Raw genomic sequence first — 16,588 nt, 5'->3', positions numbered from 1 at the left:
CACAGGATATGTACCCGATGAAGATCAAATCGTTACCGTTTTCCTTATTATTGGCTGGTGTGATGTCAGTATCATCATTTGCGGCGACTGTTTCTCCTGAGATGATGGCAAAATTCAAGCAATTGCCTGCAGCCCAACAGCAAGCATTGGCAGCACAATATGGTATTGATTTGAATAGTTTATCTGTAGGGAGTTCTAATGAAAACTCAATTGCCTCCGAGGCTGTGCCTACAATTCAACCTCGAGAAATTGATGCATCGCGAGTAAGCCAACGCCAGAATATCCAGACGAATGCTGGCAAAAATGAATTACAACCGTTTGGTTATAATATTTTTGCTGGGCAACCGACCTCACAAACTCCATTAAGTGATATTCCTGTTCCTGATGATTATATTGTTGGGCCAGGTGATGAGCTTAAAGTTCAATTATTTGGAAAAGAAAATTCAAGTTATACATTAAAGGTTGGTCGAGAAGGTAATATTAACTTCCCCAAATTAGGGCCAATTAATGTTGCTGGATTAACTTTTCAAGAAGTAAAAACTAATTTACAAGAACATATTGCTAAACAGTTCATCGGAGTTGAATCATCGATTAGTTTTGGTTCATTGCGTACTATGCAAATCTTCGTTATGGGTGATGCATATAAACCTGGCGCTTATAATGTAAATGCTTTAACGACTGTCACTCAAGCACTGCTTATAGCGGGAGGCATCGATACGGTAGGTTCATTACGTAATGTTCAAGTAAAACGAGGCAATAAAGTTGTACAACATATTGATCTATACAATATGTTGTTATCGGGAGACAGCAGTCAGGACATTCGGCTAACCGCTGGCGATACAGTTTTTATTGCTCCTAAAGGAAAAGAAGTTACCGTTACTGGCTTAGTAAAACGTCCGGCTATTTATGAATTGTCACATCAGACACCATTGACAGAGGTATTATCACTAGCTGGCGGAGTAAAGGCGGCTGCATTAAAAGAAGTTTCAGTGTTGAGGCCTACACAACAAGGTAAAAAAGTATATGACCTTGACACAACAACAGCTAATGGTCGTAATTTTAAAATTCAAGATGGGGATGTTGTAACAGTTAAAGCGACATCAACAGAAACGCCTAATGCGATTAGTGTGAAAGGTGCTGTTATTCATGGTGGTATTTATAATTACCGTCCAGGTATTAGGGTTAGTCAGTTAATTCAAAACAAAGCCCGAGATTTACAAGAGAATGCTGATCTTGATTATTCACTACTTGTTCGGGAAGTTAATGACCATCACGATATCCATGTTGAACAATTCAGTATTGGAAAAGCAATTGCCGAACCTAGCAGTGCAAATGATCTGGTTTTACAAGCTAAAGATCAAATTCTGATTTTTTCTTCTAATGAGGAAACAAATGCTCCGGTTGAAAATACCATACAATCAAGCATTGCAGAAAAACAAATTGTTAAAGGCAAGGCTCAATTAAATACAACTAATGGAGCTATTGCCAATAAAGATACAGGGCAAAGCATTACGGATTCTTCCAAACCGCTTGGCTTGGAGACCAGTGATTCGATCACTAATACAAATGTTGCTATTTCGGCTTCCAGACAAAGCCTCCTTGCTCCAATTATTGAACAATTAAAATTTCAGGCAAATCAGGCTGAACCATTGCAGCTAGCTGAAGTCAGAGGTGAAGTAAAATATCCAGGGTTCTATCCTATTACTACGGGAATGAAGACGAAAGATCTGTTAATTGCAGCTGGAGGAATGAGAGAGCCTGCAGGTGTGATTGAATTATCGCGTATAAATGAACAAGGAAAAAATATCAATATAATTCATTCTCGAATTAGCGTGCATGATGCTATATCAGCTAACAATGATATTCAGATTAAATCAAAAGATAGTTTGAATGTCTTAACGAAGCCCGAATGGCGTGAAGAGGCAACAGTAAAAGTATATGGCGAAGTGAAATATCCTGGTACATATACCGTAAAACGTGGTGAATCATTATCTCAGTTAATAAATCGAGTGGGTGGATTAACGGCATTCGCAAATCCGAAAGCTACAGTATTTGCCCGCGAAGAATTACGGAATCTAGAAAATCAACGTCTTGAATTTTTACGCAACCAAATGCGGCAGGAAATATCGACGCTTGCTCTCCGACGCCAAACTGCCGCTGCTGCTTATACGGTTCCACCGACAGAAGCTATGAGTCTTGTCAATCAACTTGAAAATACCCAAGCTATTGGTCGTTTATCAATTAATATGCCGGCGATACTAGAGGGTAATAAACAAGCCGATATCCAACTCGAAAATGGCGATAGAGTCTATATCCCATCGTTCCAAAATATCATCTCTATTCTTGGACAGGTTCAATATCCTTCAACACAAGCATTTGATGCTTCATTTAGTATTAAAGATTATATCGAGCGAGCAGGTGGAAGCAAAAAGCAGGCTGATACAGATAGAACCTATGTGATTAAGGCTGATGGCTCGGTTATGATGCCGTCATCTGGTTACTGGTTTAGTCGGAAAAGTCGTACATTAGAGCCTGGCGATACAATCGTTGTGCCATTGGATACGGATTACATGGACAGTATGACAACATGGTCAATGGCAACACAAATGATGTATCAGATTGGTGTTGCATGGAAAGCGATTCAGTAACCATAACGGGCCGGTTATTCCGGCCTTCTAGGATGAATAGATGAGTCAGAATAACCATTCTTCACCGACTACGACCACTATACCGGCTTATTATATGTCGCCGATGTCGGGAGATGATGAAATCGATTTGCTTGAATTATGGAATGCACTTCTTATTCGTAAGTTTTTGATTTTATTTGTTTTTACTTTGGGTGTGGCTGTTTCCATCGGTATCGCACTTTGGTTGCCTAATGTCTATACCTCTACAGCAACCTTAGTCCCTTCAGAAGAGCAAAAAGGGAGCGGATTGTCGGCCTTAGCTAATCAATTTGGTGGATTAGCTTCATTGGCTGGAGTCAATATTGGTGGCGGGGCGACGAATGATAAAGCATCTGTAGCGATAGAAATTGCTAATTCACGGCAATTTAGAGTTCGTTTTGTACATGAGCATCATTTAGAGGTGGCATTGATGGCATCAAATGGTGTCAACAAAAAAACAGGCGAATTGAAAATCGACAGTAAGATTTATGATGTTCAGCAACAAAGATGGGTGCGGCATGTTAGTGAAGGGAGAGCTGCTGTACCGACAGATTGGGAGCTATTCAAAGTTATTAATAAATTAATCACTATTACTCAAGATAAGAAGAGTGGTTTTGTTACTGTGTCTGTCGATTTTTATTCTCCACAATTGGCAAAACAGTGGACCGATTGGTTTATTGCCGATCTCAATCAGTACATGAAAAATCGCGACCAAGTGGAAGCTAAACGGAATATTGCATATTTAAAGCAACAATTAGAAAAAACATCTGTAGCTGATATGCAAACCGTGTTTTATCAATTAATTGAAGAGCAGACTAAGACATTAATGCTGTCAGAAGTGAATCCAGAGTATGTTTTCAAAACGTTGGATCCTGCAGTTGTTGCAGAAGAAAAAACAAAACCAAAACGAGCATTGATTGTTATTTTGGGCGGCATATTAGGGGGGATGTTTGGCGTAATCATTGCCTTAATCAAATATGCTGCAAATCGCCGCAATAAATCCGTTGCAGCGTAAAATGAAGGGCGAAATATGGCTTGTTTTTAAAGCGATGTTTCAACCTGTTGTACTTACAACATAAACAGAGAGGTTGTTCTCATGAAAAATGGTTTAATTGCGATAGTTGCAGCATTGTTGTTATCAACCAATGCAATGGCAGCTGCGGGCGTTGCTGGTGCTGGTGCTGGTGCTGGCGGTACTACAAGTACTGCAGGTGTTGGTGCAGGCGCAGGCGCTGTTGGTGCTGGTGCTGGTGCTGGTGCAGCTGGTGCTGCTGGTATCGGTCTTGGTGTTGGTGGCATTACAGCGGGTGCGGTTGCTGCTGGTGTTGCGGCTGCAGCTGCAATTGGTGCTGCTGTAGCTGTAGCTTCTTCATCTAGCAACAGTAATCCTTCTACTTCTACTTCTACTTCTACAACTACGCGTACTTAATTGGTGTTGTTTTAGTTGAGTTAATTAAAGCTGGCCGTAAGGTCAGCTTATTTAAGGACTATATTACATGGTGAACCTGGGTAAAAACGCGCTTTTATTATGTCTGATCGCATCAGGGCTAAGTGCTTGCTCTAACTATGCTCGAGATGTCGCAGATACGGTAAAATTGGCTACAACAGGGCTACCTGATGCAAATATATCTCCTGATTACATAAAGAAATTGCCTTATGCTTCTGTATATATACAGGTTGATGATGCGGCAAAGGTTTTTTCTGTATTAGCTGAAGTTGAAAATAATAAAGAGCTGAAATGGGTGACAGCAGATCATTATCTGCTCACTACAAAAAATGGTCGTGTTATAAAAACTATTGGGTTTTCTGAAGATATCACTCATACATCTAATACAGACAATGATCCTCTTGCTCAGGGTATTACCATGCTGAACACCCATCCCAAATGGGAGTCGACGGTATTCTGGAGTAAAGTGTTTAAGAGTGGTTATAAGATAACATCAGAATTTGAACCTGAAGGTGTTGAGCAGATAAAGATTTTAGATCAAGAAAAGAAATTGATCCGCTATGATGAGCATTGTGAAGTTGCAGAATTAAATTATAAATATACGAATCATTTTTGGTTAGATCCAATAACAAATAAGGTTGTTAAATCTGAACAGTATATGGGACCCGGATTACCCGTCTTAAAAATAACAACCTTAAAGCAATATTCATCAGGGAGTTGAGAATGAAAATATTATGCCTTTTGTTTTTTGTTCTTGGCTCAGTACAGAGTTATGCCGCATCACTTAATGTAATATTTTTAGACCAAAAAGCTACCATCAATAAACCAGACGGGACATTATTACGCGATTTCGTTGTTGGTATTCCAATAGGTTATGATGTCGACTGGGACATGAGCTTAATTAGTAATAATAGTTCTGACCAATTAATTGAAGAAAAGAAAAATAATTTATTGAATAAACTGCAACAATTGCGAGATAAATGGTCGCTAGATGAGAAGCTAGACTTGTCCGCCTCTGCATCTGAGTTGATGCGTGAAATTTCAAGTGTGAATGTCGCAGGCAGGCTAGTTGCACATCTTGATCCTGATTTTCTAATGGTTCATCCCGAGAATAATGATAAATTAAATGGCTCCTATAATCTTTATTTAGTAAAAAAGGATTATAAACTGCACGTGCTGGGCCTGATTAATGCGCCTTACACTCTTAATATAGAATCAGGAGCCTCAATTGATGAGTATGTAAAAGATTACTCCCATCTAGACGGCGCTGATAAAAATATGGGCTTTTTGATTGAAGGGAATGGCTTAATAAATAAAGTGCCTTTGGCATATTGGAATAGTCATCATATAGAGCCTGCTCCTGGCTCGACGCTTTTTGTCGGTTTTGATAAAAGCATATTACCGCCTGGTTTTGAATCAATAAACAATGATGTAGCCACTTTACTTGCTAATAAAGTTCAGGAATGACTATGAATAGTAAACTGATTAAATTTAATTATTTATTTATTAGCATTTTTTTTGCAATGAGTTCTTCGCTCCGGGCTCAAGAAAATGATGTATTAAGCAATAAATATTTTGATACTCCAGGAGTTTCTCAATCGGATTTTGGCGGAACTGGTTTGTTGCAGACACCAACAGCTCGAATGGCTGAAGATGGTGAATTTAATTTAAACTATCGGGATAATAACCCTTATCGTCGTTATTCATTATCACTGCAGGCATTATCTTGGCTTGAAGCAACACTCACATATACTGATATCAGAACAAGACTATACAGTAATGACCCTGCATTTAGTGGAAATCAAACTTACAAAGATAAATCATTTGCATTTAAAGCCAATATCATAGATGAAGATTATTGGATACCAGCAATCTCTTTGGGAGCAAGAGATATTGCTGGAACAGGATTATTTGACAGTGAATATCTGGTATCGTCAAAACATGTTGGCCCATTCGATGTTTCGCTAGGTATCGGTTGGGGGAATATGGCCGAAAGCGGTAATATCAGTAATCCATTCTGTAAACTTAAAAATAGCTTTTGCATCAGACCTGGTAGTACGACAACAGGACAATTTAATACACAGGCTTTTTTTCATGGACCGGCAGCTCTCTTCGGAGGGGTAGAGTATCAAACACCCTGGAATCCATTACGGATAAAAGTTGAATATGATGCTAATGATTACAGCCATGAAGCTGCTGGATCTGTGGTTAGATCATCACCTATTAATGCAGGTCTCATCTACAGAGTAACAGATTATCTTGATACTTCGTTATCTTATGAACGAGGTAATCAGCTGATGTGGGGATTCACACTAAGAACTAATTTTAGTAAGCAAAAGCCGCTGGCAGCGCTTGATGACAAACCTGTGATATATCATCCACAAGCACAATCGGATAATCAGAATCTAGCTCAGTTAGCCAAAGACCTTGATGATGTGGCTGGTTATAAAGACGTTTCTGTGTATAAAGATAAAGATCAGACAACGATTGTTGCAGAACAATATAAGTATCGGGAAAAATCTGACATAGAGAATCGAACATCTGTGGTTCTTGCTAATCATTTTCCTAAAGATACTAAATCAGTCGAAGTTATTGACCAGCGAAAAAATCTAACAATTAGCGCAACGAAATACGATCTGGATGCTGTCAGAACTAATGAAGATACGCAAATACTAGGTCAGTCAGTATCTAAAAATGTTGCCGGCCCATCAGAAATAGAACAGCCAAAAACAAAATGTGTTTATTGTTCAATTCCTGAAAAATATTCTTTTGGTTTGTCACCTCATTTGGATCAGTCATTCGGCGGGGCTGAATCATTTTATATGTATAAACTCGGTGTCAATGCCGATGCTGATATTAACATTACTGATAACTGGTTGGCTGGAAGTACGGTTAATTTCAATGTAATTAACGATTATAATAAATTTAATTTTAAGACACCTCCACAAGATAGTTCACTGCCGCGAGTTAGAACGTGGATCCGTGAATATGTGACCTCATCAGATGTTCTGGTCACGAATTTGCAATTAACACGTTTAGACCATCCGGCAAATGACTGGTACAGCCAGATTTATGGTGGCTATCTTGAAATGATGTATGCTGGAGTGGGATCAGAAGTGCTATATCGTCCATATGGTAGATCCTGGGCTATTGGTGTCGATGGTAATTATGTGAGACAACGTGACTGGAATGACATCATGAAATTAGCTCATTATGATGTATTTACCGGGCACGTGACTACTTATTGGGAGCTACCTTATATTCAGGGTGGTCTTGCTCGAATCAGTGCTGGTCAATATTTGGCAGGAGATAAAGGTGTTACAATAGATTTATCTCGAAAATTTGACAGTGGTATTGTTGCTGGTGCTTTCATGACCATAACGAATGTAAGTGCAGCACAATATGGCGAGGGTAGCTTCACAAAAGGTTTCTATATTTCAATTCCGTTTGACATCATGTCTGTACGCCGTACCAATGATTATACAACAGTATCGTGGGTTCCTTTGACGCGAGATGGAGGACAGATGTTGGGTCGTCGGTATGACCTATATAACTTAACTAACTAAATACGGCTACAAATCAGGGTTTTGGGGAAATGCAATAAATTGTTGAAACGTAGTGTGTTACAAGTAAATTCTTCATTAGTGTTAATTATTTAATGTGTCCCTGATTAATGCTTGTTATTTTTGGCGGATTCATATACTAAATGCAACACAGCAGAAGCTAGAAACGGCTAGCTGTGATAATGGTTTCTTCGCTCCGACCAAGAAGTGAAGAACAATGAAATATCAAGAACTCACCGAGGTTGAAAGATATATGCTTTCAGCCTTAAAGAAAGCAAGTGCTGAGTAATGCCTAGATAGCCAAAGCGTTAGGTCGTCACCGTAGTACTATCGGTCGGGAACTGTCCCGAAGAAATGCCTGCTGGGGACCGCTGGCTGTTACCGACCCAGCAAAGCACAATGTAGAACCAAACCAGACGAAGGCACTTAAGACGAAATAAAAGGCTTAAACCTGAAGATTTCATCATCGTTGAAATGTTGCTCAATCTGGAATGGAGTCCAGAACAAATCGTCGGATTTTTCAAGAGACATCATTACAAAATCGTCAGCCATGAATCGATTTATCAATATATCTGGGCCGATAAATTGAATGGTGGTGGCCTATGGAAAAAGCTGCGCTATGCAGAAAACAAAGACGGAAATGCTACCGGAGCAAGGACAGCCGCGGACGTTTGCGTAATAAAAGGCGTATCAGTGAACGACCACCAGAAGTGGAACACCGTACAGAGATAGGCCATTGGGAAATCGATACGGTCATGGGTTGTGGCAGTAAACACTGTATCGTCACGCTAGTAGAACGAATCACTGATTATACATTGATAGGTCAATTGAATGACCGGACAACGGAAAGTCTGAATCGACGCGTAATAGAACTGATACAGTACTCAGGCAAAGAATTTAAGACCATCACCGCAGATAACGGTACTGAATTTCACCAATATGAAGTCATAGAGCAAGCCTCGGAGTGGCGTTTTACTTTGCGACTCCATATCATTTGTGGGAGCGAGGAATCAATGAAAACACCAATGGCTTGATCAGATAATACTTGCCGAAAAAGAGAAGTATGTCATGGCTAAAACTGGCGGATTGCGATGCGATAGCCAAAAGATAAAACTCGCGGCCGAGGAAAAGATTAGGCTTTATAACCCCAGAGCGAAGTTACCATGAACGCACACTATGAATGTTGCAGTCTCATGATATTAGGATCCTTCTTAGGAAAAAATGGGATTTCAACACCGGAGTTATCGCGTCAACTAGTCATTTCGTCAATACTACTTGGTGCTTGAAGCATAAAATCATGCAAGCAATGAAAACTCGTAATGATGAATATTAATACTCAAGCTTCGTCCCATTAGATGATACTTACTGAGCTGTCAAATCGATGTGAGAAAATAAAATCCAAATAACCAAAGATGCAGTGGCAGGAAATTTAGCATTTGTATGTAGGCTTCTAGATATGAACGTATTAACGGCGTAGAAAGGTTTTGAAGCAGGAGTAATAAAAAGTAAAATCGACAGACGGATATGGAGTTCGATTGCAAATTCTTTCAGACTGTGGAGCTTTATGATTTTACTTGATTGACATTGGTAGTAACGGCAAAAAATAACATCTACTAGATCTACCATTTTCTGATAAAATGACACGGTGGTACGGTAAGCCGATTTAGTCTTTGCAGGTTTTGTTCGATGATGGTTGTGAAAATTGAGTCTAAAGTGAACAAGATAAAGAGAATAATAGTTGCTTAACCCAATAAGTGCCTTAACGCGTTCTGTATCATCCAGATAAGTTACTTTAGTTTTTTCATGTATTTAAATGTGGTGCGTAGATTATAGCTGACCGAAGATTACATGCGGTTGCGCATAATGAACAATTTTGAAAAAACAATTAGAAACTATATACCACATTCATAAAATAAAATGAATGTTTACTGGTTTTGAACTGATTAGTGGTTGGCATGATTTAAATGTCGAATGTCTACAATATTTGAAGTCTTTATAAACAAAAACTTATACTGAAGAGATTTGTTTTGAATAAAAACCTTATAAAAAATATCTTGTCATTGATTAGTGTTCAAGGTGCAAATTATATAATTCCTCTTATGACATTACCATATTTAGTCAGAGTGTTAGGTCCAGTTGGTTATGGAGGGTTAAGTTTTTCTTTAGCATTCATACAATATTTTGTCTTGCTATCTGATTATGGTTTTAATTTATCTGCAACAAAACAGATAGCAGTAATTAAAAATGAAAAATATAAAGTTAGTAAGCTATTTTGGAATGTAATGACATGTCGGTGCATTTTGTTGGCCTTTGGTTTTCTTCTGCTTATTTTCGTTTCTGGAGTTTTTGATAAAATTAACGGATACAGGGATATTTTGTTTTACGCATATTTTATGGTGTTAGGTAATGTATTATTTCCCATATGGCTTTTTCAGGGAAAAGAAAAGATGGGTATGATAGCAATCGCTAATATTTCAGCTAAAATGTTAGCCATCCCTCTCATCTTTTTTCTTGTTAAAAGTAATACAGATGCAAATATAGCCGCATTGATTAGTGGATGCACATTTGTCCTTTCAGGAGTAATAGCATTACTTGCTATAAAAAAATATGGATGGATTGAATGGGTTCAACCTTCCTTTTTAGGCGTAAAGCAAGAATTTAAGCTTGGATGGCATATTTTTTTATCTACCGCTGCGATTAGTTTATATACAGTAACTACAACAGTCATTTTAGGTGTTATCGCAGGCCCAGTGGCAGTAGGTTATTTTGTTGCGGCAGATAAAATTCGTCAGGCCGCGCAAGGATTAATAACACCAATATCCCAAGCAATATATCCAAGAATAAATGCATTAATGGCTTCCGAACCAATTAAAGCATATTTTTTAATTAGAAAATTATTAATAATTCAAGGTGGAGGTACATTTTTATTGAGTCTGAGTCTTTTCTTGTTGGCCAAACCTATCATCTTGATTGCCTATCATTCGAGTTATATTCCCTCTATTATTGTTTTGAAATGGCTTGCCTGGTTACCATTTATTATTGGGTTAAGTAATGTTTTCGGAATTCAAACTTTGCTCACTCTTGGGTTGAATTTCATTTTTAGTCGGATATTGATAATTTCAGGAATTGTTAGTCTTGTTTTTATTTTTCCACTCACAGATCGTTATGCTCAGAATGGAGCAGCTGTAACGATATTTATCACAGAAATATTTGTCACAGCAGTTATGTTAATAGTAATTTTGAAGCGGAAAATTCCGATTTTTAGGAAGAAAATACATGAAATATGATTATCTGATTGTTGGTGCAGGTCTTTTTGGTGCAGTGAGTGCTCATGAATTGAATAAGATGGGTAAAAAAGTTCTTGTTATAGAGAAAAGAGAGCACATTGGTGGGAATGTTTATACAGAAAACTATAATGGTATTCAAGTTCATAAATATGGCGCTCACATATTTCATACTAATGATAAAGAAATTTGGGACTATGTTAACTCTTTTGTTGAGTTCAATCGTTTTACAAATTCACCATTGGCGAATTATTTAGGTAGATTATATAATTTGCCTTTCAATATGAATACATTCTATCAATTATGGGGTACCAAAACACCTAGCGAAGCGGCAGCTAAAATTGCTGAACAGCGAAAAGAAATGGATGGCAAAGAACCGCAAAATTTAGAGGAACAAGCAATATCATTAGTTGGTCGAGATATTTATGAAGCCTTGATTAAAGGTTATACAGAAAAACAATGGGGAAGAAAGGCAACTGAATTACCAGCTTTTATTATTCGGCGCTTGCCGGTCAGATTCACTTATGATAACAACTATTTTTCTGATAAATACCAAGGTGTTCCTATTGGTGGATATACAAAGTTAGTTGAACATATACTAGCTGGTATAGAAGTTAAATTGGGTATCGATTTCATGGCTAAACGTACTGAATTAGATAAGTTAGCAGATAAAATTATTTATACTGGTCCTATTGATGAGTACTATCAATATTGTTTTGGAAAACTTGAATACCGCTCTTTACGATTTGAGACAGAAGAATTAGCTATTGATAATTATCAAGGTAATGCTGTAGTAAATTATACTGAAGAAAATATTCCTTTCACTCGAATTATTGAGCATAAACATTTCGACCAAGTTGAAACTGATCACACAATTATTACAAAAGAGTACCCCTCTGAATGGAAAGAAGGCGATGAACCTTACTACCCTGTGAATGACGATAAGAATATGGAATTATTTAAAAAATACTGCCTCTTGGCAAAGAATGAAAAAAACATTTTCTTTGGTGGTCGTTTAGCTGAGTATAAGTATTATGATATGCATCAAGTTATTAAATCTGCATTATATTTTGTTGAAAAGTTGAAAAGTTGAAAAGTTGAAAAGTTGAAAAGTTGAAAAGTTGAAAAGTTGAAAGTTATTTTTCTTACTATATTAATTCTAAATGCCCTAGTTCGATAATATATTTTTTGACTTATATAGTATATGAAAATTGGATTGTTTTCTGTTGATTTCATGATAAAGCCATTTAGATTAAACTGAATTGACTGAGGTTAAAATGAAAGTTATAAATTTCACGTCTGGATTTGATATAAATTACCCGGGTGGTATTACTAATTACGTTAGAGATCTGCATTTAAATTTGATAAATAAATCGATTGACTCTAAAATAATTTCTGCCCAAATGGAAGGTGTTTTTAGTACATCCATTAAACCTGATTTTGAGTTTTATGTGGACAAATATAGGCGGTTTTCATATAAGTTTTGTAAGGCGAATAAGGATGATGATGCTTTAGAGGCTTATATATTGCAAGAAAACCCAGATGTGATTCATTTTCATTCAATATATGGTGTGTCTGAAAGGTTTATTAATTTTATTATCAATTCTAAGTTTAAATATGTTATAAGCCTTCATGACTATTATTTGGTGTGTCCAAGAATATTTATGATGGATTGTAATGGTAGTCCTTGTAGAAGGATAGACTTAACAAAATGTAAAAAATGTATAAGTTCTTTTGAAAATATTGATTTTATTAGAAAGTTACTAGGAAAATTGAAAATAAAAGCACCTAAAATGGAGAATCAATATTTAAATAGACGTGCTAATCTCATATCTGATTTTTTTTCAAGATCGAAAAAGATATTACCCGTATCGAAAGGTGTTGAAAAAATATTTTCTGATTTTTTGCCATCACCTAATTATTTGACTTTAAATATAGGTAACGCTAGTGCGGATAATTTTGCAAAGAAAGAAAAATCATTGAAGGGGAGTATTGAGGTTGCATTTCTCGGTACCTTAAATAAACATAAAGGTGCTGAGCTTTTTATTGATATTGCATCTAAGGTTAAGAATGAATTAATAAATTTTTGTTTTTATGGACGGGCGGATAAATATTATTCTTCATTATTGGCAGTAAATAACATAAAAAACAATGGCCCTTATTCTCCCAGTAATCTAAGCAAAATTCTTTGCGATATAGACCTCGGTTTTGTACTTCCTATATGGGAAGACAATGGTCCACAAGTTGTAATGGAACTTTTAAACAATGGCGTTCCTGTAGTTGGTACTCAAGTTGGAGGTATCCCTGATTTTATTCAGCATTTAAAAACAGGTTATTTATTCCATCCGGATTCTTTAATTGAAATCGAAAATACGATCTCTTGGCTGAACTCTATAACTATCGATGATGTATATAATTTAAGTGGAAATATTAAAAGGTTAAAAACGGTTGATGAACATTCTCAAGAGTTAATTGATATTTATAATGAGCTATAATTATCTTTTTTGTTTTTAAGTGTGGCCTCAATTTTAATGTTTTATATATTTATTATTTATTGATGTCAATTCTCTTTTTTTAAAATCATATCTAATGAGGTTGTCTTGTGTTACGATCAGTGGTTATACATTTTAAAAAAGAAGGAATGGTTATATTTTTATTTAACCTAAAACGGCGCGTTATAAGTAAATTATTTAATCTTGCATATAACTTTATTTACAAAACTGATGTTTCATTCAATTGGAATAACATTAAACTAATCAATCATGGCAACATCCTCTTTGGCCATAGATTCCAAGCTGGTCAGGGATGTTGGCTTGAAGCAGTGAATTCAAATTCCACAATCACTTTTGGTGATGATGTAACTATTGCTGACTGGGTGCATATTGGTGCTTTAGATTCCATAGTTATCTCATCAGGGTGCTTGTTAGGTAGTAAGGTATATATATCGGATCATTATCATGGAAATACAGAGCACATTGATGCTTTTTCAGGACCAAATGAGCGGAAATTGTACTCTAAAGGCCCAATAGTCATTGGCCGTAATGTTTGGCTTGGCGATGGTGTTGTTGTTTTACCTAATGTAAAAATCGGAGATGGTGCTATTGTAGGTGCTAATGCTGTTGTTACAAAAGATATTCCTGCATACACCATTGTTGCAGGAGTTCCTGCTAGAGTTATTCGCTATTATGAAACTAAATAGGATTATCACAATATATATTTATAGTCAGGTTTTGTTTTTCTTATTTTGTCTATATGATTTCTAATTGTTAATAGTAGACCTTGATAATATTTGGTTAAAAAATGAAAAAGCCTAAAATTTTAGCTTATTACCTTCCTCAGTTTCATGAAATTCAAGAAAATAATGAATGGTGGGGGGAAGGTTTTACCGAGTGGACTGCATTGAATAGTGCTAAATCCTACTTTAAAAGTCAGAATATCAGAAAACCTATTTCACCTTATTACCAATATGAATTGCCATCAAAGGATGTTATGGAGTGGCAGGCAAAAATTGCTAGAGATCACCACATTGATGGATTTTTTGTTTGGGACTATTGGTTTGGTAATGGGAAGCGATTGCTTTCTAAACCTAAAGAGTATGTTCGTGACCATGGTATTGATTTCCCGTATGCATTAATTTGGGCCAATCATAGTTGGTATAATAAAGGGAAAAACATACTATTGATGGAGCAGCAATATCTTGGGAAGAAAGATTATTATACATATGCTATGGACTGCTTATCTCATTTCGTTACAGATAATTACATAAAAATCAATAATGCTCCTGTTTTTGGAATATTCATGCCTTCAGCAGTACCAGATCTTCAGTTATTCATTGAGACATTTGAGTTTGTTGCGATCAATAATGGATTTAGCGGTATTTACTGGGTAGCTGAAAATAGCTCAAATGAAGATGTTTTTGCTAATAGCTTTAATGCAGTCATTAGTAGTTCAAAATATTTTTCGGTTAGAAAGTGGAAGCACCCTCTTTTTTTTATTCGGGAGCAATTAATAAAGAGGTTCAACTGGAATTTTATGGGGCCGATATGTTATGACTACAGAAAATTAGTTTCCTCAAAAGATAGTTTTGAATCCAGTGAATCTCCGGCTATTTTTTCTGGTTGGGATACAACACCAAGACATGGTAACAGAGGTACTTATCTAGAAAATTTCAACAACGAAACATTTTCGAGTCATCTGGATAATGTTTTTCAACATGCTATTATTTATCAGGTTGATTTTTTAGCAATAAAATCTTGGAACGAGTGGGCGGAAGGGAACGTTCTTGAGCCTGACTCAGAGTTTGGATATTCGTTGCTGAGTGTTATAAAGAATAAAATTAAATCTAGCTTCGATGTAGGGGGTGAGATTTGAATAGCCGTGGACATATTTTTTATGTCTTGTTAACGTTGTTTATTTTTCTTTTGCCTGTTAATAATTCATTTGAAGTTGTGGCAATGATGAATGGTCTTCTTCCCTATCGCGGGTGGAGTATTCAGTTAACACCTACATCTTTGAAGTTATATAAGGATGTCTTTTTTGTTTTATTCTTTATATTATTATTTATTGGCTTCTTGAAGTATAAAGATTGTCGCCATCAATTTAATATTCCATTTGTATTTCCAATACTTTTTTTCTTGTTTGTTGTAATTCTTTCATTCTTTTTTTCGCTCAGAAGCGGGGATTATTTTAGTGCGATTTCCGGGTTGCGCTCATATTTGTGTTTGGTTTATCTACTAGTTGGTATATCTGTTTCTTATTATTTTGATTATAAGAGGATAAGCACGGCTTTCATCATCGTTTTCCTTATCCATTTAACTCTGCAAATTGTACAGTATCTCATGGCAGTAGGGCTTCCTGTTTTTGGTGAGATGCGATCCCCTGGAATATTTATCGTTCCCGCTACATCTGGCCTTTTTTCTTTATTGGCAATTTTTTATTTTAAACACTGCGAAAAGTGGTGGCTGTTTTTCATATCTCTTCTTTCATTGGTTTTATCAACTAGCACTATTGGGTTATTATCTCTAGTCGTTGCGTACTCATATACTGTGTCTGATCGGTTATTTGGCCGCAATGTACTAGTAAAATCAATAGTATCGTTTTCATTATTAATTATATCTATTTCGGTTTTTTTCCTATATGCAGCTCAGCTTAGTGGGCGAGGAGATGCGGTTTTCGAATCATTAAATGGTAGAATATCGATAATAACAAGCTTTTTCGATAGTGCTGGATTTGATGACTTTGTTTATGGTGGCCGTTTTGGACTAGTTACTGCTCAAGCTGTCTTGTCAAATCAGGATGCTGGTTTTGTCGCTGATAATACCTTTCTTGCCTTGTATGCTAGTATGGGTTTTTTCTCATTGATACCATTTGTCATTTTTGTTGTTTTAACTTTCATCCTATCTCGTGATAAAATTCTTCCTATCGGTATGTTACTTTATGCAATGACCGCAAATATATTTGAGTTAAGTCCTGTTTCTCAATTGTTATTCCTGTTTATAGGTATAAATATCGGCGGGATAAAATATGTCGAGCATAATTTTAATAGGGTCAATTATAAGAACACGAAAGCATCGGAGTCTAACTGATGAATTGTAATTCTTCAGTGTAGATGTTGTTCAGTGTGTTTTT

Annotated in this window: 12 protein-coding genes and 1 pseudogene; all 13 read left to right on the top strand. The window is 36.4% G+C overall.

Going from position 1 to position 16,588, the window contains the following annotated elements:
• Window positions 1-17: 17 nt before the first annotated feature.
• Entirely contained in the window at window positions 18-2,648 is a 2,631-nt protein-coding gene (locus H027_RS0102360; RefSeq protein ID WP_024870931.1) for an SLBB domain-containing protein, read from the top strand.
• A 40-nt stretch (window positions 2,649-2,688) separates the two neighbouring features.
• A complete protein-coding gene (locus H027_RS0102355) occupies window positions 2,689-3,681 on the top strand; it encodes a Wzz/FepE/Etk N-terminal domain-containing protein (protein WP_024870930.1) in 993 nt (330 codons plus the stop codon).
• An 81-nt stretch (window positions 3,682-3,762) separates the two neighbouring features.
• Window positions 3,763-4,095 carry a hypothetical protein gene (locus H027_RS18975; protein ID WP_081741349.1) on the top strand — a complete coding sequence of 111 codons (333 nt, stop codon included), beginning with the start codon at window positions 3,763-3,765 and terminating at the stop codon, window positions 4,093-4,095.
• Window positions 4,096-4,162: 67 nt separating this feature from the next.
• Window positions 4,163-4,834: a YjbF family lipoprotein gene (locus tag H027_RS0102345; protein WP_024870929.1), complete on the top strand. Its 672-nt coding sequence runs from the start codon at window positions 4,163-4,165 to the stop codon at window positions 4,832-4,834.
• 2 nt (window positions 4,835-4,836) lie between these two features.
• Window positions 4,837-5,580 (top strand): capsule biosynthesis GfcC family protein, encoded by a 744-nt coding sequence (locus H027_RS0102340; RefSeq protein ID WP_024870928.1) that lies wholly within the window; start codon window positions 4,837-4,839, stop codon window positions 5,578-5,580.
• 2 nt (window positions 5,581-5,582) lie between these two features.
• Window positions 5,583-7,679, top strand: a complete 2,097-nt coding sequence (locus H027_RS0102335; RefSeq protein ID WP_237657917.1) for a YjbH domain-containing protein — start codon at window positions 5,583-5,585, stop codon at window positions 7,677-7,679.
• A gap of 214 nt (window positions 7,680-7,893) precedes the next feature.
• Window positions 7,894-8,856: pseudogene (locus H027_RS19095) on the top strand (IS30 family transposase).
• A gap of 847 nt (window positions 8,857-9,703) precedes the next feature.
• Window positions 9,704-10,963, top strand: coding sequence for a flippase (locus H027_RS0102315; RefSeq protein ID WP_024870925.1), 1,260 nt, complete (start codon window positions 9,704-9,706; stop codon window positions 10,961-10,963).
• Complete coding sequence (gene glf / locus H027_RS0102310) at window positions 10,953-12,053, top strand: UDP-galactopyranose mutase (protein WP_024870924.1); 1,101 nt, start codon at window positions 10,953-10,955, stop codon at window positions 12,051-12,053. Before H027_RS0102315 ends, glf begins: the two co-directional genes overlap by 11 nt.
• A gap of 184 nt (window positions 12,054-12,237) precedes the next feature.
• The gene (locus H027_RS0102305; protein WP_024870923.1) at window positions 12,238-13,455 is read left to right on the top strand and encodes a glycosyltransferase; all 1,218 of its coding nucleotides are present in this window, start codon (window positions 12,238-12,240) and stop codon (window positions 13,453-13,455) included.
• A gap of 107 nt (window positions 13,456-13,562) precedes the next feature.
• On the top strand, window positions 13,563-14,159 hold the full coding sequence (locus tag H027_RS0102300; RefSeq protein WP_024870922.1) for an LbetaH domain-containing protein: 597 nt from the start codon (window positions 13,563-13,565) through the stop codon (window positions 14,157-14,159).
• Between the two features lie 101 nt (window positions 14,160-14,260).
• Window positions 14,261-15,331 carry a glycosyltransferase WbsX family protein gene (locus H027_RS0102295; protein WP_024870921.1) on the top strand — a complete coding sequence of 357 codons (1,071 nt, stop codon included), beginning with the start codon at window positions 14,261-14,263 and terminating at the stop codon, window positions 15,329-15,331.
• Window positions 15,328-16,545, top strand: a complete 1,218-nt coding sequence (locus H027_RS0102290; protein ID WP_024870920.1) for a hypothetical protein — start codon at window positions 15,328-15,330, stop codon at window positions 16,543-16,545. The genes H027_RS0102295 and H027_RS0102290 overlap by 4 nt, the downstream gene beginning before the upstream one ends.
• Window positions 16,546-16,588 lie beyond the last annotated feature (43 nt).

Source organism: Tolumonas lignilytica, assembly GCF_000527035.1.
Classification (GTDB): Bacteria; Pseudomonadota; Gammaproteobacteria; order Enterobacterales; family Aeromonadaceae; genus Tolumonas; species Tolumonas lignilytica.
Note: the sequence above shows the minus strand (reverse complement) of the source record. Positions and strands in the feature narration are given on the sequence as shown.